Origin of the sequence: Natrinema hispanicum (assembly GCF_004217335.1) — an archaeon.
GTDB classification, from domain to species: Archaea; Halobacteriota; Halobacteria; order Halobacteriales; family Natrialbaceae; genus Natrinema; species Natrinema hispanicum.
Genome location: NZ_SHMP01000004.1, coordinates 223,576 through 246,527, shown reverse-complemented (window position 1 = coordinate 246,527; position 22,952 = coordinate 223,576). Strand labels below are relative to the sequence as shown.

Here is a 22,952-nt window from a genome sequence, read left to right as displayed (position 1 = left end):
CGACACCCATGACAGGCGATACTGACTGGACCACGGACGGCGATACGCCCCTGGAGTTACTGACACTCCCCGCATCGACCCTCGACCGCGTGTCACAGCCTGCGATCCGGGACGCCGTCCAGTACTTCACTCCAGGACTCATCACGATCCCGGGACCCCGAACCCCGACCGCAGAGGCCACCGCCCGTGACGCCGCCCCAGACATCCCGGTCTTGCACCCACAACTCAGTCGTGGCGGGACCCGCGTCTACCACTACCGGTACTCCCCCGACGGCGGTGTTCACGAAGCCCCTGACGCCGCCCCACCACCCGAGACGATAGACATCCTCGCCGTCCAAAACGGGGATGTCCTCCCTCGCCTCCAGACGCAACTGGCAGCAGGTGAACGACAGACAGGCTCCGAGGCGGCGACGCTCCTCTTCGTCCCAAAACTCACTGTCGAGTGGGATACAACGACCCTCTCGACGACCCTCCCGCACGCCGAGCAGTTGGCGGCGATCAGCGCTACCCTGCCTGAACCAGTCACCGTCCTCGCTGGCGGTCAACCAGCAGAGTACTACCACGAATGGGAGCTGCCGCACAACCACTCGTCAGTCCACGTCCCGATGTCTGGGCTCGGTGCAACAGAGCACAGCGGTGCTATGTTCGCACAGTACACCTGTACGGCCCGCGGGACCATCGCAGCAGAAGCTGTCGACGCCGACCAGTTCGGCCTCAGAGCGTTGAACGGCGTAGGGCAGTCTACTGCCCAGCGACTCCGCACACAGGGTTGTCAAACAACGAGCGACGTCCAAAATCTCGCAGTCAGTACCCTCACCGACCTCCCCGGAATCGGGCAGACCACGGCAGAAAAGATCCACGCTCACGCCGACGTCATCCACTCAGGCGAACCAATCGTCCTCACGAACAAGACACCAGTCAAGACCCGCGACGACCGCCCGCCGCTCTGCCTCGACATCGAAACCGACGGCCTGTCGCCCACCATCATCTGGCAGTTCGGCGTCTACGACCCGGCGACCGACGACTACCAAGCGTTCATCGAGAAGCAACACCCGAAGGATCCGAAACCAGTCCTCGAAGCCTTCATCACGTGGTTCATCGCCAACCACCGAGACAGAACCGTGCTGACCTGGAACGGGTACAAATTCGATTACCTACACATCACGCAGTTCCTCGAACAGCACCTCCCCGAATACGTCGAGGCCTGGGACGACATCTGGACCTACGACCTGTACAAGTGGGCCGTCCGCGACGGCAACGCCCTGCTCCCCGGGCGAACCAACAAACTCGATCACGTCGCTCGCGCGCTCGGCTACGACTCGGCCGGAACCGGATTAACCGGTGCGCAAACCGCAGCCGCATACCAGGAATTCATGCGGAACCCAGACTCCCCGGCAGCTGAACTGGACTGGGACCGTCACAAGGCGTACTGTGAAGACGACTGCCGAGCGCTCTGGCACGTCTACCAAGCCATTACGAACGCCACACGCCGCGACATGACGGACAGCGGCACCGGCGGCGCAACCGGCCAGCAAGCTGGCCTCACCGACTTCTAACAATGAGTGACCACAGCACCTCGACTGACGCGACCGCTCGCAACGACGTTGACGCCGACACCATCATCGACACGTTCCCGCGCGTCAGCCTCACCCCGGACTCGGAGTACATCGAAACCATCGAACTCCCGGCGGAACCCGCGGACACCACCCCGACCGTGGAGGTCCTCCGCTCGGAACTCGCCGACCCGTACCCGTACGACCTGTTCAGCCACCAGGCCGACGCCCTCAACGCGCTCGAAACAGGCGACAACGTCGCCGTCACGACCTCCACCTCCAGCGGGAAAACCCACATTTACGGCCTGCAAATCGCACGGAACCTCCTCGACGCCGGCGTCCTCAACCCCGACGGGACGAGAGCCACCGAACAGAACGACGCGTCAACCGCGCTGTGCGTGTACCCGATGAAGGCGCTCACCAAAGACCAGCAGGAAGCCCTCGACGACCTGTACGAGCAACTCGGATTAGACATCCGCGTCGAGATCTACGACGGGGACGTCACAGACGGGCGGCGCGCCATCCGTGAGCAAGCTGACGTCATCCTCACTAACTTCGCCGGGCTCAACATCTACCTCGAACACCACGACAAGTGGAGTCGCTTCTACAGCGCGCTCGACCTCATCGCCATCGACGAATCCCACACGTACACCGGCCTCGAAGGAATCCACGTCGCGTGGATCCTCCGCCGGATGCAACGCGTCGCCGACTACTGGGGCGGCAACCCGCAGTACATCCTCACCTCCGCCACAATCGGCAATCCGCGTGACCATTCCGAGGAACTCATCAACGCCCCCGTGACCGTCATCGACGACGACGGCTCACCACACGGCCCCCGCGACGTCATCCTCTGGAACCCACCGCCGCGAGACAAAACGCAGGATCCCACACCAGAGGAGGAATCGTTCGATATCAACATCGACGACGGAACCGACTCAGAAGGGGAAGACGAGGGCGAGGAGTTCGTCGCCGAGCGCGTCCCGGCCAGCGTCGAAGCACCGAAAGTATTCAATCACCTGACCTCACGCGACATCCGCACGTTACTATTCTGTGAGAGCCGTAAACTCACCGAGCTCAGCATCCAGCGCGCAGATGAACACCGCCAGACCAACCCCCGGGAATACGACCGTTCGACCACCGTCGGGAGAGAAGCATACAACGCCGGGCTCGGTCGCCGCACGCGTCACTCCCGCGAACACCAGTTCAAAACCGGGGTTCTCACCGGGCTCGCCACGACCTCTGCGCTCGAACTCGGCATCGACATCGGAAGCCTTGATGCAACCGTTCTCATGGGTTACCCCGGCCAGCGCCAATCCTTCTGGCAACGCATCGGTCGCGCCGGCCGCGAAGCCAGCCGCAGCCTCGCTGTCCTCGTCGGCGACCACCGCACCCTCGACCAGTACATCCTCACTCACCCCGAGTACCTCCTCGAAAATGACGTCGAAGACGCCGTCGTCGACACCTCAAACAACTCCGTCTTCGCAACCCACGTTCTCGCCGCCGCCGACGAAATCGCCCTCGACGAATCAGATATTGGTATGTTCGCCGATGAAGACCGGCTCCGCGCCGCCGTGAAAATGTGGCGCGAAGCCGGGTTCGTAGACGGCTACCTCGACGCCGCCGTCCACTACGCTGGCCCGAGCCGCCCACAGACACGCGTCAACCTGTACGGCACCACCGGCACGGACTACCGCCTCCAACTCGCAGACGACGTCGACCGCGACAAGTGGGGCCTCCCAGACGATCTGGACTTAGAACCTATCGAGCAGAACCGCGCCTACCGCGACTACCACGAAGGCGCAGTCCGCCTCCAGAACGGCCAGCAGTTCGAAGTTGTCAACATGGACGAGGACCGCCCGCAACCCATCATCGAACTCAAACCAGTCGATTGCGAGTACTACACCCGCACCCGCAACAAGGTCAACGTCCTCGACGCCGAATCCGAAGAATCCCGCGAGGTCAACGGATTCACACTCCACTTTGGCCGCGGCACAGTTCTCGTCCACCACCACTCCTACGACCAGCTTTATATCGCCAACAGCGACCCGAAACAACAGGCAATCCCGACGGAAACCCCGCCGATCCTGATGGACACACAGCTCTGCTGGGTCGAAGTCCCCGAAGACGTCGAAACCGCCCTCACCCACAAGTACCAGGACTACGGCATCGAAACCGGCGTGGACCCCGAAAACACTGGTAGCGCCCATCTCGGGTACATCGCTGGGCTTCACGCCGCCGAACACGCCACTATCCAAACCGCCCCGCTCGAACTCCGCGTCGACAAGAACGACCTCGGCGGCCTCGCCACGCTCGTCATGGACACCCACTACGCCCACCCCAACTACGACGACATCACCGACTCCATCGGCGACTCCTTCGAAGCAGCCACCCACGCTCTCGAACAACGCACCCAACAACTCACTGGCCGCACCGCCTCCGGTTGGTTCATCTACGACGGCGTCGACGGCGGCCTCGGCTTCGCCCGCGCCATCTACGAGAACTTCGAAGTACTCGCCGAACGCGCCCGTGACCAACTCCGAGACTGCAACTGCGGCCAACCCAACGGCTGCCCCGCTTGCACCTTCGACGAAAACTGCGGCAACGACAACAAACCCCTCCTCCGCGCCTCCGCCATCGATGTCCTCAACCAACTCCTCGGCGACGACACCCGCGACGACCTCGCCGAACACCTCCCCGACGACAAACACGGCGGCGACCGCCGCCCCGTCATCTTCTACTCCTAACTCATCGATCAATCTGATTCAGTACTACACAAGCATAGACCTACTTTTCCACTAAACCTTCAAAAGAGATAATCGAGCACCTCTCACAGCCAAGTTTCGATCCTTCTATCTCAGAGGCACTCGTCGTACGAGGTAGCATCTATTTGATCTACAGCTTTCCAAGGCTAAAGGAATGCAACTGCTGCAATCACTATGACGGCCGCTAGGTTTATTCCGATAACGTAAGCTGTGCCGATTGAAAAGATGCTGCCTCTCCAATTTGTCCTTGAGTATTCGTGCGGATCTATTTCTTGGAATCTCCGTTCTAAAAACACTCCCGCGATAATTGAGGCTATGCCGATCCCAGCCAGAAGAAATGCCAGTGTATCCACAACCAGTTCTGAGGGGTTATTGAGCGAGATGAGTCGAAGGGTGATTATGATAATAACAGATATTGCGGTTATTGCGAGGTTGGTTCTGGTCTGAATTCGGTCAGTGGCGTAGGTCAGGTAATCACGGGTATCTGGCCGGATTTTGTCAGGCATGGTGTCTGCCTCCTCTTCGAGTTCACCCGCGACATTTTCGATATCTGTTTCAATACCAGTCTGTTCTAGGGTGGTTTGCCAGTCCCCTGAAACGTACTCAGATGAGTCAAAATGATTTCTGAAGATGTCTTCGTAATAGGAGGGAATAGACTGGGAGAAGTATTCGATGAATATTATGGCTAAGAAAGGGACAATATTCATGAGTAGAAGCCAGTCAACCATTCCAAGAGGAGGGATTAGCAGAGTTCCAATTTTGGGTTCACATCGAAGTTCGGTGATCGGTGTTTATTATCGTTGTTGCAGCTATTTTGTTTGTCAACGTACTCCAAGTTCACTGTCAAGGTCTCGGTGACAGGGGTACTGTTGGTGTTGTGTTCGACAGTGAAATTGAACGTTCTCGTATTCCCTGAACCGATGTGCTCACATGTTTCTTCAGATTTTGGCAGGTTGGAGTCAGAAGTGTTGTTGACATCGATGAAGAGGAATTGTGGGTAGTCTCTCTTGTTCCAGATTTCGATTTCAAGATCGGCGTCCTCATTAGAGGTGATTTCGCAGTCGTTGGTAGGACAGTCGATGACCGCGGTTACTTCGAACTTGGTGTTTTTATCCCAGTCGCAACAGTCAAGCTGTTTAGTGCTGGAAGAGAGGTCATCGATGATTGAATCTGAGGACACCATTCTCCAGATTGGTGATTATTCTAAGATGTAGTCCTCTACCTCTTCAAGTAATGGGGCGACTGTCTCTTCGTGCCGTCGTGTGCCTTCGGTGTGCTCGTAGAGGTTGCAAACAGGTCCGGGATCAAATTCACGGCTGTTGACCACGATCACGTTAGGGAGGAGGTCTGAAGCTTCGTTTACCGGATCGCACTCTTCCTCCCAAGTTACGTCAAACGAGTTGAGTTTGAACTTTAGTCTCTCCAGTTCGTCCAACGAGTACTCCTCTTGTAGTTGGCCGTAGGTCATACCATCACCCAGCAGCCCTTTCTCGCGGTGATACGGTTCTACATCGGTGGTATCGGATGCCTCAAACTGTCTGGTTACGGCCTCGTCGAACAGCTTGATACCAGTGGCTGTATGCCAGAAGCAGTCATACCGATCATCGAACTTGTTTACACCGATTTCCAAGTCGTCAATCTGGAAGTCCGCCTGCGTGTACTCGTTGTTGTCGGGAGGGCGAATAGTGTTCATGGAGACCGAGACACGTGACGATGACATCGAATCAAGTTAGAGGTTAGCGTAGTTCACATAAATAGCTCACGCTCATGGGACGTGAATGTATTCGATCCCAGACCACTACGCTGTCACCGAAGCCCAGTTCACTAACAAAAGTTAGTCTGTGAGCGTCACCTCCGCTGCGTAGTCCAAGTGCGGGGTTTGACGGCCGCGATGTTCGGCGACCGCGTCATATAACGCCGTTTTAGAAATGTCTTGGATGGTCGCTTCCACGTCATCACTTACCTCGCACCTGACATGGTTCTCGATGAACTGCGTTGTTGCCCGTTCTGCCTCAATGTACATGGCCTCCTCTTCATATGCGGTCCACGCGGTGCGGCCAATCCACCCGGCCATCCCTTCGTATAGCCGTTCTCTGACGACATGGTCTGCCCCGGTTTCCCACTCCGTCACGAGGATTTCCGCGATATCCTCGGCGTGCCGAACAAGTGCGGTAAACGGTTCCACGGGTCGCGCGACTGCGTCGTGACTGTCAATGGCGTCAAGCCCTTCGTTACAGATCCGGTCTGCAACACAGTCTTGGTTAAGCTCCAACACGTCCAACGTCAGCGTCTCGCCGTGACTGTTGACCGCGATCCCGGTGTCGCCGCCATCCTCTGCCCACGTTCGAATCGCCATCCACTCTTCCTCAGTCCTGATGAGATGGTGCGTCACTCCCTTGTCGGCGTCGTAGTGCCGGTTATGAGCGCGAACGGTAACAGCACAACTCTTCACGGGATCATCGTGCGTTAGCGCTTCTCTCGCTTTATCCTCTACCGTTTTGAACTGCTGACTGTCCTTGTCCTGCACTGTGCACTCGTCATCTTCCGCTGAGTGTTCTCGCGTCATTGATATCACATGCTGGCCGCTGTCCGCACAGCGAGCATGCGACGTCCGATGACGCGCTGGCACCGCGCCGGCAAAGTTCTATGATACCAGGGTTTGGGGTATCTCGTAGGTCTGCCAGAGATATTTATGCATCGTCAGTTTACAGATGCGAGAGTGATCTCGGGCGTCGCTTAATCGGTAATATAACCAGGTTTCTTATAAACACTTTCCCTGAGACGGAATAAACTACAGCCTCGCTGTTCCACCTGTACGCCTCACTCACACCCACGCAAGCGCCGCGTTATGCTTTTCGAGATACTCCGGGTTCAAGCTCTCTTCAGGAAGCGCGACTCGCTCACCGTCTCGATCGAGAATCGTTCGCTGCAATAACTCGCTTTGCGTCTCGAAGGACGGATTCACGTGCAATCGGTAATCCCGGTCGATCGTGAACAGTTCCCGGTCGAACGCAGCGTGATGTGTCTTACTCAACGGCAGCACGTTCGCCAAGTCCGCTCTGTACTCCGGGTAGTCACTCCACGACAGCACGTGCGCCACGTCCAGAAGCCCAGGGTGATCAACACCCGAGATTGGGCACTCGCGGTCGTGCCGTGAAATCACCGTCGCACGGAACTCAGGATCAACCGCACGAGCGTGGACCGTCGTCGCGTACGTCCCAGCACTCATCCCGTCGTCACTCGTCGCCGGCGTCCAGTCAGAGTCACTCCACTCTGCAACAGCGTTCTCGACGAACAATCGACCCTCGTCCGTCAACACGTACGCGTCACCTCGCTCCTTGACGAGACCCATACTCCGCAACCAATTCACGCGCTGTCTCGCCATATCCGTCTGGCCACGACTCCACCCTAACTCCGGATGCGTGTCCAACTGCTGCTCACTCACTTCCGCGAGCGTCATCGGCCCCGCAGACAACGCATACAGGAGACTCCGCAACCCGACGTTCCGATCACACATGATGCGAAGCAACGTCGCCACATCACCCTGCTCAACGTACTCCCTGCCAGCATCCCCCAGCACCCACCGCTCGTCTACTTGTTGGAGGAAACCGACCTGCTGTAAATAGCTGACTCGACGCATAATCGACTCCCGGCTCGACACGTTCGCAAACGACCCGCGATGCCACCCCACGAGCCCATCCGTCGACGGGTGATGCGCCTCCACGAACTCAAGCACCGCATCCAACGTCTCAACGTAACGTGTCCCACCGCCAAACATGGGGACAATGCTGCGCAGCCGATCCGGAGCCATACAGAAACAGTGACAGTAGCAGATGATGATCCTTTCCCCATTAAATCAACAGTAGGATGTTGTCGGGGAACGGACGTTGGTTACAACTTTGGAGGCACGTCAATCGGTGGCCGCAGGTTTCGCCAGCGAGTTCTGTTGAATCTCTTTGCCATCGATTTCAATGTAGATCGATGCTAACCGGTTACTGAACCGATCTGGCAGCGATATCACCCTGTGACGGGTCATTTTGGACAATTAGTCTGTGACTTGGGATTGCAGCCCGCCAAGCCGCCGGTCTTCTAACCGGTTCCGCATATCTCGTTTCACGAGATCTTCGATATCGTTTTTAGCAGTTTCGAATTCATCGGGTTGTGTCGAGAATGTGAGTGAATCTAACGTGTCTTCGATGAGGTCGGCCTTCCGGGAAGCAGAATTTTGATAATTCCAATAATAGTTGAAATACTTTTCAATCTCGCTGAGGTTAGCTTCGTTAGATTCATCAATCGTAAAGTCAATCTCGGACGACTGGAGCTCATCAAGCTTACTTCTGTCCAGATCACCATTTTCAGTAAGATATTCATTGGCTCCAATTTCACGGAAATCATCATCCAAGTAACGGTAGAGTTTTCGGGAGAAGAGACGATTTTGAATTGACTTGTTGATGTCTTCGCGGAGGAGAATCACATTCCCTAAATCGCGGACAAATCGGTCTCGAATGCCGGAAATGATATCTTCCGCTCGTTGCGCAGCCTGACTATCATCATTCAGATTGACAGCGTCTAGCTGTTCAAGCTCTGCAACTTGATTCGCAATCTGAGTGTCAACGTCGTTGGTTTTGAAGAATGATTTTAGCCACGCATATGGGTCATGGGCGTCCTCACGAAGCATATTCACCGGGAGAACATGCTCTAAATGGATACTATCTAAATTCAGCTCAACAGAGATTGAAGATGCACCACTTTGCTCGTAGTGCATCTCTGAGGAGAGTTTCCAAAGCAAATTCTTGAGATTCTTATTCCCCCACTCAGTTTTTTGTACAAGCGTTGTTACGAATCCCGATCCAAACATTTGTGGTGCCGCTTCGCGGGCCTCTCGGACCATGAAGTTCTCTAAATCCGAAGCAGTAAATTCATCCTCGCCTTCAAGCCGCCGAAATTCATGTGTTGCCTTGACATATAGTGGCTCAACGGTATTTGCTGGTGTCTCAACGAACACCCGTCGGAAGCTAATATTCTCGACCGCTCGCATGACTTTGAGCAATAGCTGGTCCCCACCTGGTGATTGGTCCACAGACTGGTAGACATATGTAACGAGTGGACGCCACTGAATCGTTCGAAGACCATCTAACCGAGCAAGTATCTCTTCACATTCTCGCTTGATGTCACTGATATCTGATTGCGCACTCGTGAGTTCGCCACGTTTGATATCTAAATAGTACTGTTTGAATGTCCCAATTTCCGTCAAAAGCTCTCTCGCTTCATCAGCGGTCTCCATCCGTGGGTCCGCGCCAGATTCACCCTCTTTCGTCCGGAAGACGTCAAGCAGTGCTTTGTTTACATCAGAGAGTTTCGAGATGGACTCATCAGTAGCAGCAATAAAATACGTCAGGAACCGCTTGATCTCCCGGCTATCAGCGCCGAAGGACTTGATTACGTCTTCCCAGATCTCAGTGTACTTATCAGCATCAGCTTCCCCAGCAAACCGATTGAGAATTCGCGCTCGAATCAGGTCTATTTCGGCTAAATCTAGACCCTTGTCATTGAGCGACTCGAAAATATTCATCCGGAGTGTCGCCTCTTCTGACTCAATTGAACAAAGTGAGACCACAAATGACCGGAGCACGTAATTTTTGAGATTAATTAATAGGATAACCTGTCGTTCCTGGTCATCAATCTCTTCTAGAAGGGCATCGAGATGATTATCAAAGAAATTGTAGGCGTGTATGAGCCGCTTGTGCGATTCGGCGAAATAAATATACTCATTCTGCTCAGCGTCTTCAAATTCACTTTTGAGAGACGAATCTCCAATTCTATTAATCAGTTCACCCACCTGAATAGCCTCTTTGAAACGCGCATCGTATCTGCCCCGGTCCTTCTCTTGTCTGTCTTCAAGATACTCCTGCCGACGAGCCGGTTGTAAGAGGAATTTGTTATAGAAGTCAGTGTCGTGTTTATTGAGTCGAATTGATGTTGTTGTGGCTGTAAATTCCCCAGTATCATACAGTACGTCCTTCAGTTGGTCGAGTGTACTATTGACGAATGAGGCTAAATCCGGATATAGATCATCCGTTCGTTCTTCCAGCTTTTGTTTAAGCGCGAACAGGAATATGGAGGTGGTTGTCAGTCTCTGTTGTCCATCGATGATTTCAAGCCGTGATCCGCTCCCATCTTCGGCGATATAGATACTACCAAAGTACAATCCAAAGACTTGCTCCCCAGACTGTTCTGCCGGCATATGAACGAAATCAGTAATCACTTCCCAGAATTCCTTGAGTTGTTTGTGTTTCCATGAATAGAGCCGTTGATACGGCGGAATGACAAAATGGTTATCAAGTAAAACTTCATGTAAATCCTTCCGATCAATCTCCATTTTATCCTTGATTGATTCACCAAAGGCAGAGAGGTTCCCAAATGGGATTTCACTATCAAACCGTAGGTCATCGGATCCGCCTGCTGATTCGTCTAAATATGCAATCACCCGAGAGGAAGCGATATTTGACGTGTTAGTCATATTGATGAATATTACTGATGTTGGCAGCTGTTTAATTATTCTGTTTTGTAAAGTGAAGGTGGTGTGAATACACTAGAATGAAACATGACTGTCGATATCCTCGCGCCACTTCCCGCATTAATTCGTGATCATTTGGCGAATACAAACAGATCAAACGCGTCGTACTCGCCGTAATTTTCATTGCCACTACGGATATATCCAGGCACATCCGCCGAAGGGGTCGGTTCTACCTGCTGAAGAAAGCCAACCTACTGTAAATAACCCACCCGCCGCATAATCGACTCCCGACTCGACACGTTCAAAAACGACCCACGATGCCACCCAACAAACTCATCCGTCGTCGGATGATGCACCTCCACGAACTCAAGAACCGCATCCAACATCTCAACATACCGCGTCCCACCACCGAACATCGGGACAATACTACGGAGCCGATCAGTTGGCATGTAGAAACCGTAACAGAGCTGGATGATGATCCTTCCCCGGGAGAGATCAACTCCGAAGCTGGACGTGAGCTGCCTGGGACTATGCTTGTGAGGAGTCGTCGATTGGTTCGATTGGTGGCCGCAAGTCACGCCACCGGAAATCGGCTGTCTCACCTGAATCAAAAACAACCCGGTAGAGCTGAGCATCTCGCTCGTCAGCAGTGACCGAATCCGCATCATCACTCAGCACTGCAACGACCTGTCCGTGTTCCCCGTGATACTTCTGATGATCGGGATCTGTCTCATCAGGAATATCGATTCGGACGCGGTCTCCCTTGGAGAAGCACTGCATTATCAGATGAGACGGCAGTGATTGTTATCAGGACTTGGGTATCCACGAACGCTCGTAGTCATACCGGATGCCGTGTTGTTGTCACCCCCGCATCAGAGATTGAGAGTTCTGTCACGAACACGTCATGGTCCTGGTACGGCTGACCAATCAATCAGAACGACAATTCTGGCTTTGTTGAAATCCTCTAGCGTTGATATGCAGAAGAGCGGCTCTTCACGCGAGGTTTTGCGAATCCTGTGAGAAACTGACTTCCAGCAAATCGCCAGATATGAAGAGAGATTCAATAAAGCCGTTTCAGAACAATACGATTCAGACGTACGTGCCTATAATCAGTATTATTTGACTGTATAGCAACCAGATCTGTATGTCAACGTCAACACGAGAATTTGACTTGAATATGGAGGAAGTTCTAGAGGCGTGGGGGCCAGCAGACGCAGCACGCGAAATCATTGCGAACGCCCTGGACGAGGCTGCCCTCACGGACACGGATGATCCTGATATCTATAGCGACGACGGCATGTGGCATATCCGGGATTATGGACGCGGATTCCGGTACGAGCATCTCACCCAGGCCGAAGACGAAGAGAAGCTAAACAACCCTGACAAGGTAATCGGGAAGTTCGGTGTCGGGATCAAGGACGCAATTGCAACTTGTCACCGGCATGGGATCGACATTACGATTTATTCACCACACAACACGTTCACGGTAAAGGAGGCCCCGAAACACGGATTCGAAGAAATCGAGACTCTTCATGTGGAGATCCACCCGCCGGAGAAAGACATCAAAGGCACAGAGGTCATACTGGACGGGATCACGGACGAGGATATTGAGGCGGCAAAGCAGAACTTCATTGATTACACTGACGCAGAATTACTGGAACAGACCCGATTCGGTGATGTGTACGAAGTTCCTGAGAATGAGGGTGCGTCAGTGTTCGTGAGCGGGCTTCGTGTGGCTTCAGAGCCGAATTTCCTGTTTAGCTACGATATCACGAACACGACGAAGAAAATCAACGACGCGCTGAATCGTGAGCGGTCAAACGTGGGGCGGACAGCGTACTCAACGCGAGTGAAGAAAATCCTGCAAGCCTGTGAGTCGGAGACCGTGGCATCCCGATTAGTCGATGATCTGAACGAGTTCGTGACTGGGGAGACGCACGACGAGTTAGACTGGAAGCCGGTGCAGGTCCACGCGGTCAAGATCCTGAACGCGGAACGGGACGTCGTGGTGGCGACACACGATGAGCAGAATCGCAGTCAAAACTTGTTCGACAATGCTCGCTCAGACGGCTATGAGATCGTTACTATCCCGGACCGAATTAAGCCGGACATCGAGGACACCACTGACGTCAACGGCGACCAAATTCGTGGAACTGAAGAATATCGTGAGGAGTTCAGAGAATCGTTCAGCTACGAGTTTGTCGACGAGGACGATCTTACGGACGAGGAATTGGAGATGTGGGAGTTGCGGCACGATGTGTTCTCGTGGGTTGCATTGCCGGGTGAGGGGTGGGAAGCAAAAGTTTCGGAGTCGCTGCGGACAACCGATTCATCAAGGATGGTAACCTGCGAACACGACGATGAGTTGATTATCGTTCACAGAGATATTTTAACCTACGACACACAATCGTTTCTTTGCAGTCTGTTAGACATTGTTGCGTTCGCGCATGGAGGCGAGCTACTCCACAGAGAGATGCTGGCAGACATCGCTGGGGCTGTCAGTGCCGAATTGATCGAAGCGGCTGGACAGGCGGACAACAATCCTGTGTTCCCCGGAGAACAACAGGAACCAGAACCGGACGAATAGCACCGCTACAGACCCAACCTGATTAACTGACACGGTGGATCCTCCTCGTAAACGCTGAGTCGTGAGCAGCGGCGCTGTTCTGCGGTCGTGATCTGCGTAGGTGGCGAACGATTGCGGTGCGGTTCGTTTTAGAAATTACTGAAATGACTTTGTTGAAACCATTTCTATGTTTTGCGAGTTTCGAATGCACTAGATTCTGAGAAGATCTACGAACACAACCGGAAAAGAGGCTATTCTTCATATAAATAATAGAGAGTGTCAACAGAGCCACCAATCTAACGAAAATACTGTCTCCTACCCTCGTTCGGCTACAGACAAATAAAGCGCGTAGTTATCGGTCAGTTCCCCCATGTCCCGGTCTTCGGTTCGCTGAAGGTTGATCTCTAATCTTGTTTCTTCCCCTTCAAACTGCAAGAGCGGTTTGAATAGACTTCCGACTGCCTCCACAAACTCGGGTGAGCCCGTGACGCGGATGTCGGAAATCTCGGTTGCGTATTTACTCCCAGAGAAACCGTTGGGCTTTGCGACTACTGATTCTCGAATTTTCTGTTCAGTGGCTTCGTCGAGGCCTTCCAACCAGTCGGTTGCATGACGTTTCACAACGTGCCCAGAGTCTGTCGTGGGAAGCTGTTCCAACTGAGTCACACCTCCGAATTGCGCGTGATGATATTTGAAGTTCAGCGCGCTCCTGCCTGCTTACTCCTGTCCCTTCAAGTACATCCCCGCGACGACATGCGGAGGCTCTTCCTGCTCCTCCGCCCATTCTTGCCGCTCTTCGTATTTTTCTTTCAGATTGTATCGAGAGATGACCTCCCGGACAGCCGTCACCAGCTCTTCACCCGTGACTTCCTCGTTACGGAGGTCTCTGAACTCATCGAGGATCTGATCTGCCGACACGGTCTCAACGATGTCTTGGAACTGTGCCAGTGTCTGTTGTTGATCGGTATTTTCTACGGACGATGCGACCTCCCCAAGTTCGTCAATCACATAGTCTCGGTCGATACTCGCTCCTTGTCGGGCCTCTCGCTGGAACTGACGGCGCTTGCCCATGTCATCGCCGAACTCTGTCCGCGCCACCTGTACAGCACGTTCGTATCGACTATCGAATGTCTCTGCGTCAACGGACGCAACTGGTTCATCAACAGGGCACGTGATGGTTTCGACGATGGTGTCCTTCTCTTGTGAGGCGAGATCCTGTCCCCCCTCGCTTGGGAACGTAACGAGGTACGGGGTCGTGTAGTCTCCTTGCCGATAGACAATGACGATGCCGTCGTACTCTCGATCCCACTCCATCGCACTTCGAATTCCGTCGCGGTCATCCAACCAGTCGAGTAGATCCGGAGACTTCTGTTTGAGGTCCTGAAGACTACTTGCTGGACCAATAAGATCGTCGCTCCCAATGATCTCATTCACGTCATCTTCGACTTTCTCGATATCCTCTTCAGCGTAGATATCCTCCATGTACGACCGGTTCACGTTATCTTCCGGACTCAGTATCTCCCCGTCTTCACCGAGAACACTACTGATCTCTTGGACACGTGACTCGACGCGGTCAACGATACCGAGTTCCTCTTCAAGTTCCGTTTCCGGTAGGAAGTTGAGCGCGTAGATGTCGTCGTGCCCACTTCCGAGGCGGTCAACACGACCGATTCGCTGAATTAGACGCAGGGGATTCCAGTGCAGGTCGTAGTTGATGACTAAATTCGCATCCTGAAGATTGACCCCCTCCCCTGCCACGTCGGTCGCAAATAGGACATCTATCTCGTCACTCGGGTCGATTTCGTCCCGTGCATCATTTGCCTCAGGAGCGAAGCGTTGGATGATACTCTCCACGTTCGAAGTGTCACTTGTGGCACTGGCAAACCGAACGTCATCGGAGAGTAGTCCCCGATCTTGGAACTGCTCAAACGCAGCTTCCAGATACTCCACCGTGTCAGTAAACTGCGTGAAGACGATCAACTTCTCAGCACGGTCGCCGCGCTGAAGAAGATCATGGGATCCCACACGGAGATTCCCGAGAAGCTGCCGAAGCTGTTCGACCTTATCATCCATCGTGTAGTCATGCTGGATGTCCTGATGGAACGGTTCCAGCGTGGCTTGTAGATCTGCCAGGAGTTGGATATCAGTCTCAAGATCGCGTTTCAGCTCATCAAGATGGAAGGCCTCCGTTTGATACGCCGCATACTCCCCCTCCTCGACCATTTCGTCGATCTCATCAAGGATGTAGTCGATCTGCTCTCCACTGTTGATGAGTTCAGATACATCGCTCCCGACAGCAACCGTTCCTTCGTCGAGGAGATCCCGGAACATCCGGTAACTCCGAAGCATCCGGGTGAGCGATGTGTAGAAGGCGTGAACACTGCTTTCCAACCGTTTCAGAAGGTTGGACTTCATCAACCCACGAATGCTCTTCCCCATCGAGGAGAGATTCTGATACGGGTCCTGATTCGCGTACTCTATTTTCAGGTACTCCTCTTGACCTAGCGAGTACCGAGCGAACGTGAGGTCCTCTAACGTCTCCACAATCGCGTCATAGAGTGAATTATTGACGCCGTCAGCCGTCGAATACGTTTCGTGCAGATTGTAATCCACCGTCTGTAAGTGCCGATCTGGGAGGTACCGACATTCACCAGCCATCTGGAGGTAGAGCCGGCCATCCTCATCCTCCTCACCATATTGGTCGATGATGTCCTGGCGAGTCCGACGCACCATCACGTGGCTCAGAAGGTTTGAGAGATCCGTCTCATCGTTCTCTGCCATTTGCGTGAAGTCATAGAGGTTCGGCGGCGTAATCGGAATCGGCGTGATATCCTCGATGTGGAACAACTTGATCTGATTGTAGACGTCCCACGCGCTCTTCGTATACGGCGTCGCAGTCAGGAGAATCGTCTGATTAACCGTCGGAAGGAACGACTGCAGATTGTCGTAACGATGCGTATCATCATTCCGGAAGTGATGCGCCTCATCTACGAGACACACCGTCGTGTCGTCGTGCTCTTCCAAGAGCGTCTCGTGGAAATCCTCCTTCGACACCATCCCCAGACTGATAACCTCCGCGTTGAAGTTGTACTGCTTGTTGACCATCCGCTCCCACATCGGCTTGAGATGTTTCGGAGAGATGATCAGCATCTTCCCCTTGTTGCCACGGAGGCGATTTCGGGCATGGAAGTGTTCGAGGAGGCCGAGGCCGACGAACGTCTTCCCCATCCCGACGACGTCGGAAACGAGGACACCATCGTACTTGTTGGCGATTCTGATCCCACGGTTTACTGCCCACTTCTGGAACTCGTAGAGGTCATCGTACACGTCAAATGACTGAAGATAGTCCTCAGCAGTCTCCAGCGTCTCCTTGTAGAGCTCATAGAGAATCTTCGCGTACACTAGATACGGTGCAGGGAGACCAGTACCACTGCTGACCTCTCGGAGTGTCTCAGTCGTGTCGTCTGGGAGTGAATCACCCGGAAGTGCAGGTGGTTCGTCGTCCGTTGAGATGTGTCCGGGGTTGTTCGAGACCCAGGAGTCTTCGAACGCTTCCAGCAGATCCGCGTCAAACTCAACGGCGTCGTCCCACAAGTCATCGAACCACTCCTTCAGTTGCGTGACTTTCTCGTTGTAGACCGGCGCGTTGAGTTCCGTATTGCTGTGGAGGCCGCTGAGGCTGAGGTTCGACGAACCGACGACGCCGACATCCTTGGGCGTAAAGATGTCTCCTTCGTCTTTCTCGAAGAGGTACGCCTTCGCGTGGAACCGCTCCTGAAGGTACAACTTAGGCTGGATACGTCCCTGTTCCAGCCAGTCAATCAGCTTCGTGAAGAAGGCCTGATTCTCCGCAGTGGGGTTTTCGTAGAGCAGTTGATTCGAGTAATTGTTCGCAGTTTCGGCACGAATTTCCGGTCGCTCACTCCACTTGACGTTCTGTGACTGCTTGAATTTCGTGCCGGTGAGACGGAGATTCTGGTGAGCCTCTATGAGTTCGTCCAACCCTTGCTGGTCTGGATTCCCCATTAGAACTTGGAGTGTCCCCCCGTTGTCAAGGAATTTATCCAGCTCCGGGCGGAGTCGCTTCAAGCCGCTCATGTAGAGGTATCCGACAGCAATTCGAATCCGGTCAACACCCTGGCTTTCGAGCCCTGACTTTAGGACCTCATCAAGGTGGGAGTAGCGACGGTTGTCGATGATCCCGATTGAATTGTCGTTACTCATGGTTCAGAATTTCTCGGGAGAAGGCACCGTTTATACGCTTGGTATCATAAACTGTGAGTGAGAGTGACGGAGACATACACTACACTGGAACTAGCCACCTCAAAAATGTTTCATAGTAGCACGACGAGCATTTGTCTTAGCCAGTAGGATTCAAAAGTAATGAAGATTGTAAGTATAATGGGAAGTGGCTCCTTAGGCAAGGAGATAGACTTGGAAACTCTTGTTGATGAGATTAGAAATGAAGTCGGGGAGAGTCTAGACGTAAATTTTCAAAGCACAGGGATTGTAACCGTAAAATTCGGGGAGAATAGTCCCGCCTTCAGTATTTATCGGACTGGGTCGTTTCAAATTCGTGGAGCACTAGGACACGAAGAATTGACCGAGGCAGTGAACCAACTGCTCCAAATATTTGATGACATCGGCTTTGAGACTGGTGACGTTGAATTTGAGGAGAAGACGGCTGTTTTTATGGATGAAGTGAACCAAGGATTGGAGCTGGAAACACTCGCTGTTCGTCTTGGTTTAGAGTACACAGAGTATGAGCCTGAACAATTTCCGGGACTTGTATACCGATCCCCGGAGTATGAGGCAACTCTTCTGATTTTCTCAAGCGGAAAGGTGTTAGTTGTCGGTACAGCCAAACAAGAAGTCGCTTGTTCAGTCCTCCAATCCTTGCGCGATATTCTCGAAAATAGTTTCTAAACCGATCAGCGGGAGTAGTCGTATTGCGAGTTGTGTTCAGTGATTGTCTCACACAACGATGGATTCTCATCGGGCTGTCGCATAAGTCGATCTCGGACAAGAGTCACCATCTCTTTGTAGAGACGTTCCCGCTGCTTGTCGGTAAGATCTAACTCATTAAAGATGGGGGTGTCGAGATCAACTCGATCCTCCTTCACACTCTCAATCGTCACGTCACTTGGGTTGTACCCACCTAACTCTACAAAGACGTCCTCAAGATCGCGCTCCATTAGATTCTCAACGGCCTCACCGGCAGTAGACTGTGTTTGTTCCTTGGCGTCCACGACTGGAAGTTCCATGAACTCCGTCTTATCGAATTTGAGAGCGTTGGTCCAGCTTCGACTCGAAATTTCAGCCATAAACCAGCCAAGCGTCGAGTTGAGGTAACCGGCAAGGTAGGCTGGATCGAACTCCTCAGAGGTGGAGAGATAGTAGAAGTTATCTGCTACTGGGAATGCACACGGATTGAAATGGAACTGGTACTTTGCGTTCACGTAGCGAGTTAGTAGGATATAGGGGTCGGACACGGTGGGCTGCATATACCACGGATCTCGACTATTGAATGTAGTCCGGGAGGAGAGACTCTTGTCAGAATCCCGCCCCCAGATTTCGGCCTCTCCAAGCTCAACGTAGTCTAGCGCATTCCTTCCGTCTTGCTCAAGCGTTGCTTTGTCATCGTCAATCCGAATCCAAACACTACTCAGGTGGGCTGGCTCAATCGGGCTAGTTTTGATTTCTCGATTCTTTACTAGCACGAGATTGGGGACCATCTCAGTCCCATCATCTGTTTCATAACGGCAATCAAACTGGTCCTGGTAGTCCTCCGGAATCTCTTTTAGCGGCCGCATCCAGTATTCTGGCTCAATCCGAGCTGTTCGATTACTGTCCTTGTGCGTGAGAACAAGCTCCCCGGTATCACCGTTATAGTCTGCTGTAAAGTACTTGTTGTCCTCTCCGGGTCGTGGAACAAAGAAATACTTGTTCGCACCACTCGTGACTCCGCGAGTTAGATCGCCCCCATCGTCTGTGAGATCGCGGATGGTCGTGAACTGATCGCCAGCGTCCCGCCAGATTTCAAAGTAGAGAGTTGGCGCATCAACAAACCGTCCCCATAGACCCATGCTATAGGAACCGGTCGGTAGTTGAAGATTTTGAGATAGATCGTGGTTTGCTATAACTTTGGTTGGCCCAAAACCGGATTCTTCCGAATAAACAGGCCCAGAATCGTCATCTAGATCTCGGGTAGAACCACCCCCGAGTCGCCACAGGCCTGCATGGGAAAACGTGAGTGTTCGGATATCTCCCTCTTCATAGACCCTTGCTGGCTCTTCATTGAACAGTAACTCTTCAGTATCTGCTTCGTTCGTAGTGAAGATCGACTTGAAGGCAGACGCGTAATTGAGGTCCACATAGGGACAATTGATTCTCGTGAACTTTGTCTCACCAGCAAGAATGCCATTCTGGCTCTTATTTGCCATCGTGATGTAGGCATTTACGTCAGCATCTTCGAATGCTTTCTCGCTGATATTTCCCATCACCGTCGAGAGACTTGCTTTCTCTAATAGAGCCTGTTGAAGGCGCTTTCCGTACCCGATGTCAAGCCAGGAATTAGAGGTGATGTATGAGAGTGTTCCATTCTCTCGGAGAACTTCCAGACCTTTGAAATAGAAATAGACATAAATGTCGCTTCGCTTGTAAGCGCTGATGTCAAATGTTTCCTCGACATACTGGACGAGGTCATTCTTGTATTCCTTTTTCAACTTCTTGACCTCTCCACCATCCATCTCATCAAGACGTTCTGGATGAATTCCTTGGTCAATGATGTCTTCCTGACGGACGTATGGTGGATTTCCTATGACAATGTCGAATCCACCCTCGACCATCACGTCGGAGAAGTCGATGTCCCACATGAAGAACCCAGCCGCCCCAGCCTCATCAATCGCGTCACGAGTTTCTTTGAGCTCTTCGATACGCTCTTGGACGTCGTCATCGATTTGGTCGTCCTTTGTGTCTCCGAAGAGAGTCTGTTGAGAACCGTCCTTTGAGAGATTGTCGATGAGACCGTCGACATGGTTTTTGAGGAGTTCCACCTGCTTCTCTTCGATCTCTTGAGTTCGGTCAGTCTCACCTTCGAAGTGTTCACGCTTCAGCTCTTTCAGTTCCGTGAGGAGGCCAGCAGTATCTCCATCGAGCGTTCGCGTGAGCGTATCCAGTGAAACGAATTCTCCATCGAGCTTCTGAATCAGGCTGTCACCAACCTTGAGCTTGAAGGAGAAATTCGGTAGCACTGGGCGCTGGTCTGGGAGTTGCTCCTCGCCCTCAACGAGCGAAAGCCAAAGCCGGAACTCAGCAACCCGGACCGCCCAGTCTTTGATATCGACGCCGTACAGGTTCTCGTTGATTATCTGCTCTTTGAGGTGATAGTCCGGGGTCGTACCGAGCTTCCGGTACAGTTCGGTGACCACTTGCTTCATTCCCACCAGGAACGCACCACTACCACAGGCGGGATCAACGATACGCAGTTTGTGGAGGATGTTCTCCAGTTGCTCTGTTTCACCGGCACTCTCTGCGTCCCAGTCCTGTGGCTCGCTGAAAATGAACTCGACAATCCGCTGTTTCCCTTCAGCATCGAGATCATTGGCATGGTCGCAGAACTGCTCGTACAGAGCCATGCGACACATCAGATCAACCTCGACACGAGGCGTGTAGAAGATGCCTGCCTCACCGCGTTCCTGCTCGGCAATCAGGGACTCGTAAATCTTCCCGAGCATCGCCGGATCGACGGCGACATCGATGTCGTAGGGGCTCTCCTCGGTAACCGTGAAGTTGTACTGTTCGAGGAACTCTTCGATCACCGACTTTAGCGCGGAGTCAGACAGGAACGTGTCGCGTTCGTCCTCCTCAGTCGGCTGGAAGAGCCCACCGTTCATATATGGGAGTCCAGCAATGGCAGACCTGACATCGGACGGAAGATCCACGTTGATATTTCCACCTTTCGGGCTGTTCATACCCTCGAAGAACAGCGCCGAGAGCCACTTTTCGTGGAATACATCCTCCTCGTCGGATTTCTCGTACTGCTCGTGGAACCAGCGGACGAAGTCCTTCCGGTCACCGATCCAGCCCTTCTTCTGGAGGTAGTAGAAGAACATCAACCGATTGAGCGTCGTATGCGCGTACCGGTCTGCATCCTCGATCTCTAGACCTTTCCGGCGAAGTTCCTTACTGAGCGTGTCGAAGGCGTTCTTGTAGTTCTCGTAGAAGTCCTCGGTAACGGGCTTGACTCGGAACGCCTCGTCGATGCGCTCTGCCAGCCGACCCTTGCTAGCGTCCATACTCGACAGCGCATTTGCAACGGTGCGGTGGGTCTCGCCTTCACCGAGCGTGTACCTGCGCAGCACAGGGCGACCAGTAGTGATGTCGTCCGTGCCTTCCTCATAGGGAGTGACGAGGTGCCAGATGTCCTCGTCCGGCGCGTGAAATACAGTCAGGAAGGAGCCGTCAATGGCCCATCCGCTTGTTCTGTCCGACCGCGTGAGGCTCTGGACAGCGTTCCGTTCAGCTGTCCGAGTCAGCTTCTCCAGTTCGACGTAGATGACGCGGAAGTTCCCCGATTTGGCGAAGAGCCGAGCAGCGTTTGCCCGGGCTGTGTTCGGCCACTCGTGAACAGGAATATCCTGCCAAGTTGCGTCACCCAGTGGCGAAGTCGTTTCTTCGAAGTTGAGCACCTGAACGAAGAGGTCCTGAAAGAACTGTGTCGCTGCCTCCCCAGTGGATCGGTAATCGCGTTCAAACTCATCCAGGGAGAGTTCCTCATCTAAACGCCGCCGAATCTCTTTGGTTTGCTCGTCAGTCATGGATATCGAATTTGGAGGGGGCGCTTTCTTCGAAGCAAATGGACATACAGCACTATGTTCAGTCTCATGTCTTAAAAGTTGATTTGAGACTCTCGCCTCACTGAGTTTGGGACAAGTGTGAGAATTGAATAGGTCTCCTCTGAGAGGAAAATGCCAGCCTTAGTCGGAGACACTCCAAAGTAGAGAGTTTCCCACTTTTCTACTGGCAACTTGATCTTCGGATTCAAGTGACTGGAGACGCGTGTATGCTGTCCGACGTGTACAGCCGACGCTTTCGGCTATCTCAGAGGTCCCCGCCATCCCACCAAGTGTTTGGATGGCATTTATGAAATCGGAATCTGGGTAGCTCGTCGTGTATCTACCAGATTCTTCTTCCCGATCTTTCCCCGTCACAGTAATCGATTTGTAGACATCACCTATGTAGGTGATGGGTTACTACCCATCTCCTTCGAAGGAGATGGGGAACGTTTATACCATTACACAATATAGGAGATGGTGTGGAAGCCTGGTCCCGGAGGGCGTGGATTCAGCGAAAACGCCCGAGTGCTAGGGACACTCGGACTGGGTTTCCCACGGGACGTGAGAACCCATGGAAGAATCAAACCCGATAAATCAAGAGACTGTCGGTGCCCAGCTAACTGAAGAAATATCACAAATAGAATGTGTTTCGCTCGGGGAAGGGGCCGCGACATGTTTGGTGTGCGGCTCTTTTCTTCGTGAGGGCGAGACGGTTGT

General features: G+C 53.1%; 14 protein-coding genes. 4 read left to right on the top strand and 10 right to left on the bottom strand.

Going from position 1 to position 22,952, the window contains the following annotated elements; translation table 11 throughout:
- Window positions 1-8: 8 nt before the first annotated feature.
- Window positions 9-1,556 (top strand): ribonuclease H-like domain-containing protein, encoded by a 1,548-nt coding sequence (locus BDK88_RS08205; RefSeq protein ID WP_130500015.1) that lies wholly within the window; start codon window positions 9-11, stop codon window positions 1,554-1,556.
- Window positions 1,557-1,558: 2 nt separating this feature from the next.
- Window positions 1,559-4,297, top strand: a complete 2,739-nt coding sequence (locus tag BDK88_RS08200) for a DEAD/DEAH box helicase (RefSeq protein ID WP_130500014.1) — start codon at window positions 1,559-1,561, stop codon at window positions 4,295-4,297.
- A gap of 164 nt (window positions 4,298-4,461) precedes the next feature.
- On the opposite strand, the gene BDK88_RS08195 is transcribed toward BDK88_RS08200, so the two are convergent.
- The 7 genes from BDK88_RS08195 to BDK88_RS08160 all read right to left on the bottom strand — a co-directional run bounded on the left by BDK88_RS08195 (window position 4,462) and on the right by BDK88_RS08160 (window position 11,612).
- Window positions 4,462-5,043, bottom strand: coding sequence for a hypothetical protein (locus BDK88_RS08195; protein WP_130500013.1), 582 nt, complete (start codon window positions 5,041-5,043; stop codon window positions 4,462-4,464).
- 14 nt (window positions 5,044-5,057) lie between these two features.
- Entirely contained in the window at window positions 5,058-5,498 is a 441-nt protein-coding gene (locus tag BDK88_RS08190) for a hypothetical protein (protein ID WP_130500012.1), read from the bottom strand.
- A gap of 15 nt (window positions 5,499-5,513) precedes the next feature.
- The gene (locus BDK88_RS08185; protein WP_130500011.1) at window positions 5,514-6,008 is read right to left on the bottom strand and encodes a hypothetical protein; all 495 of its coding nucleotides are present in this window, start codon (window positions 6,006-6,008) and stop codon (window positions 5,514-5,516) included.
- 141 nt (window positions 6,009-6,149) lie between these two features.
- Window positions 6,150-6,842 (bottom strand): hypothetical protein, encoded by a 693-nt coding sequence (locus BDK88_RS08180; RefSeq protein WP_130500010.1) that lies wholly within the window; start codon window positions 6,840-6,842, stop codon window positions 6,150-6,152.
- 297 nt (window positions 6,843-7,139) lie between these two features.
- Window positions 7,140-8,126 carry an HNH endonuclease gene (locus tag BDK88_RS08175; RefSeq protein ID WP_242611629.1) on the bottom strand — a complete coding sequence of 329 codons (987 nt, stop codon included), beginning with the start codon at window positions 8,124-8,126 and terminating at the stop codon, window positions 7,140-7,142.
- A gap of 234 nt (window positions 8,127-8,360) precedes the next feature.
- Window positions 8,361-10,835 (bottom strand): GmrSD restriction endonuclease domain-containing protein, encoded by a 2,475-nt coding sequence (locus BDK88_RS08170; RefSeq protein ID WP_130500009.1) that lies wholly within the window; start codon window positions 10,833-10,835, stop codon window positions 8,361-8,363.
- Window positions 10,836-11,360: 525 nt separating this feature from the next.
- A complete protein-coding gene (locus tag BDK88_RS08160; protein ID WP_130500008.1) occupies window positions 11,361-11,612 on the bottom strand; it encodes a hypothetical protein in 252 nt (83 codons plus the stop codon).
- Between the two features lie 364 nt (window positions 11,613-11,976).
- On the opposite strand from BDK88_RS08160, the gene BDK88_RS08155 reads away from it, so the two are divergent.
- Entirely contained in the window at window positions 11,977-13,419 is a 1,443-nt protein-coding gene (locus BDK88_RS08155; protein ID WP_130500007.1) for an ATP-binding protein, read from the top strand.
- Window positions 13,420-13,713: 294 nt separating this feature from the next.
- Here the strand turns inward: BDK88_RS08155 and BDK88_RS08150 are convergent, their stop codons facing one another.
- The gene (locus tag BDK88_RS08150; RefSeq protein WP_130500006.1) at window positions 13,714-14,064 is read right to left on the bottom strand and encodes a hypothetical protein; all 351 of its coding nucleotides are present in this window, start codon (window positions 14,062-14,064) and stop codon (window positions 13,714-13,716) included.
- Between the two features lie 51 nt (window positions 14,065-14,115).
- A complete protein-coding gene (locus BDK88_RS08145; RefSeq protein ID WP_130500005.1) occupies window positions 14,116-17,622 on the bottom strand; it encodes a helicase-related protein in 3,507 nt (1,168 codons plus the stop codon).
- 159 nt (window positions 17,623-17,781) lie between these two features.
- Here BDK88_RS08145 and BDK88_RS08140 point away from each other — a divergent pair, with 159 nt between their 5' ends.
- Window positions 17,782-18,324, top strand: a complete 543-nt coding sequence (locus tag BDK88_RS08140; RefSeq protein WP_130500004.1) for a TATA-box-binding protein — start codon at window positions 17,782-17,784, stop codon at window positions 18,322-18,324.
- Window positions 18,325-18,329: 5 nt separating this feature from the next.
- Here BDK88_RS08140 and BDK88_RS08135 read toward each other — a convergent pair whose 3' ends face one another.
- The gene (locus tag BDK88_RS08135; RefSeq protein ID WP_130500003.1) at window positions 18,330-22,217 is read right to left on the bottom strand and encodes an Eco57I restriction-modification methylase domain-containing protein; all 3,888 of its coding nucleotides are present in this window, start codon (window positions 22,215-22,217) and stop codon (window positions 18,330-18,332) included.
- Between the last annotated feature and the right edge of the window lie 735 nt (window positions 22,218-22,952).

Excerpts from the sequence above, each read along its gene's own strand:
- BDK88_RS08205 (WP_130500015.1), top strand. The coding sequence starts at position 9 with ATGACAGGCGATACTGACTGGACCACGGACGGCGATACGCCCCTGGAG.
- BDK88_RS08200 (WP_130500014.1), top strand. The coding sequence starts at position 1,559 with ATGAGTGACCACAGCACCTCGACTGACGCGACCGCTCGCAACGACGTT.
- BDK88_RS08195 (WP_130500013.1), bottom strand. The coding sequence starts at position 5,043 with ATGGTTGACTGGCTTCTACTCATGAATATTGTCCCTTTCTTAGCCATA.
- BDK88_RS08190 (WP_130500012.1), bottom strand. The coding sequence starts at position 5,498 with ATGGTGTCCTCAGATTCAATCATCGATGACCTCTCTTCCAGCACTAAA.
- BDK88_RS08185 (WP_130500011.1), bottom strand. The coding sequence starts at position 6,008 with ATGAACACTATTCGCCCTCCCGACAACAACGAGTACACGCAGGCGGAC.
- BDK88_RS08175 (WP_242611629.1), bottom strand. The coding sequence starts at position 8,126 with ATGGCTCCGGATCGGCTGCGCAGCATTGTCCCCATGTTTGGCGGTGGG.
- BDK88_RS08170 (WP_130500009.1), bottom strand. The coding sequence starts at position 10,835 with ATGACTAACACGTCAAATATCGCTTCCTCTCGGGTGATTGCATATTTA.
- BDK88_RS08160 (WP_130500008.1), bottom strand. The coding sequence starts at position 11,612 with ATGCAGTGCTTCTCCAAGGGAGACCGCGTCCGAATCGATATTCCTGAT.
- BDK88_RS08155 (WP_130500007.1), top strand. The coding sequence starts at position 11,977 with ATGTCAACGTCAACACGAGAATTTGACTTGAATATGGAGGAAGTTCTA.
- BDK88_RS08145 (WP_130500005.1), bottom strand. The coding sequence starts at position 17,622 with ATGAGTAACGACAATTCAATCGGGATCATCGACAACCGTCGCTACTCC.
- BDK88_RS08140 (WP_130500004.1), top strand. The coding sequence starts at position 17,782 with ATGAAGATTGTAAGTATAATGGGAAGTGGCTCCTTAGGCAAGGAGATA.
- BDK88_RS08135 (WP_130500003.1), bottom strand. The coding sequence starts at position 22,217 with ATGACTGACGAGCAAACCAAAGAGATTCGGCGGCGTTTAGATGAGGAA.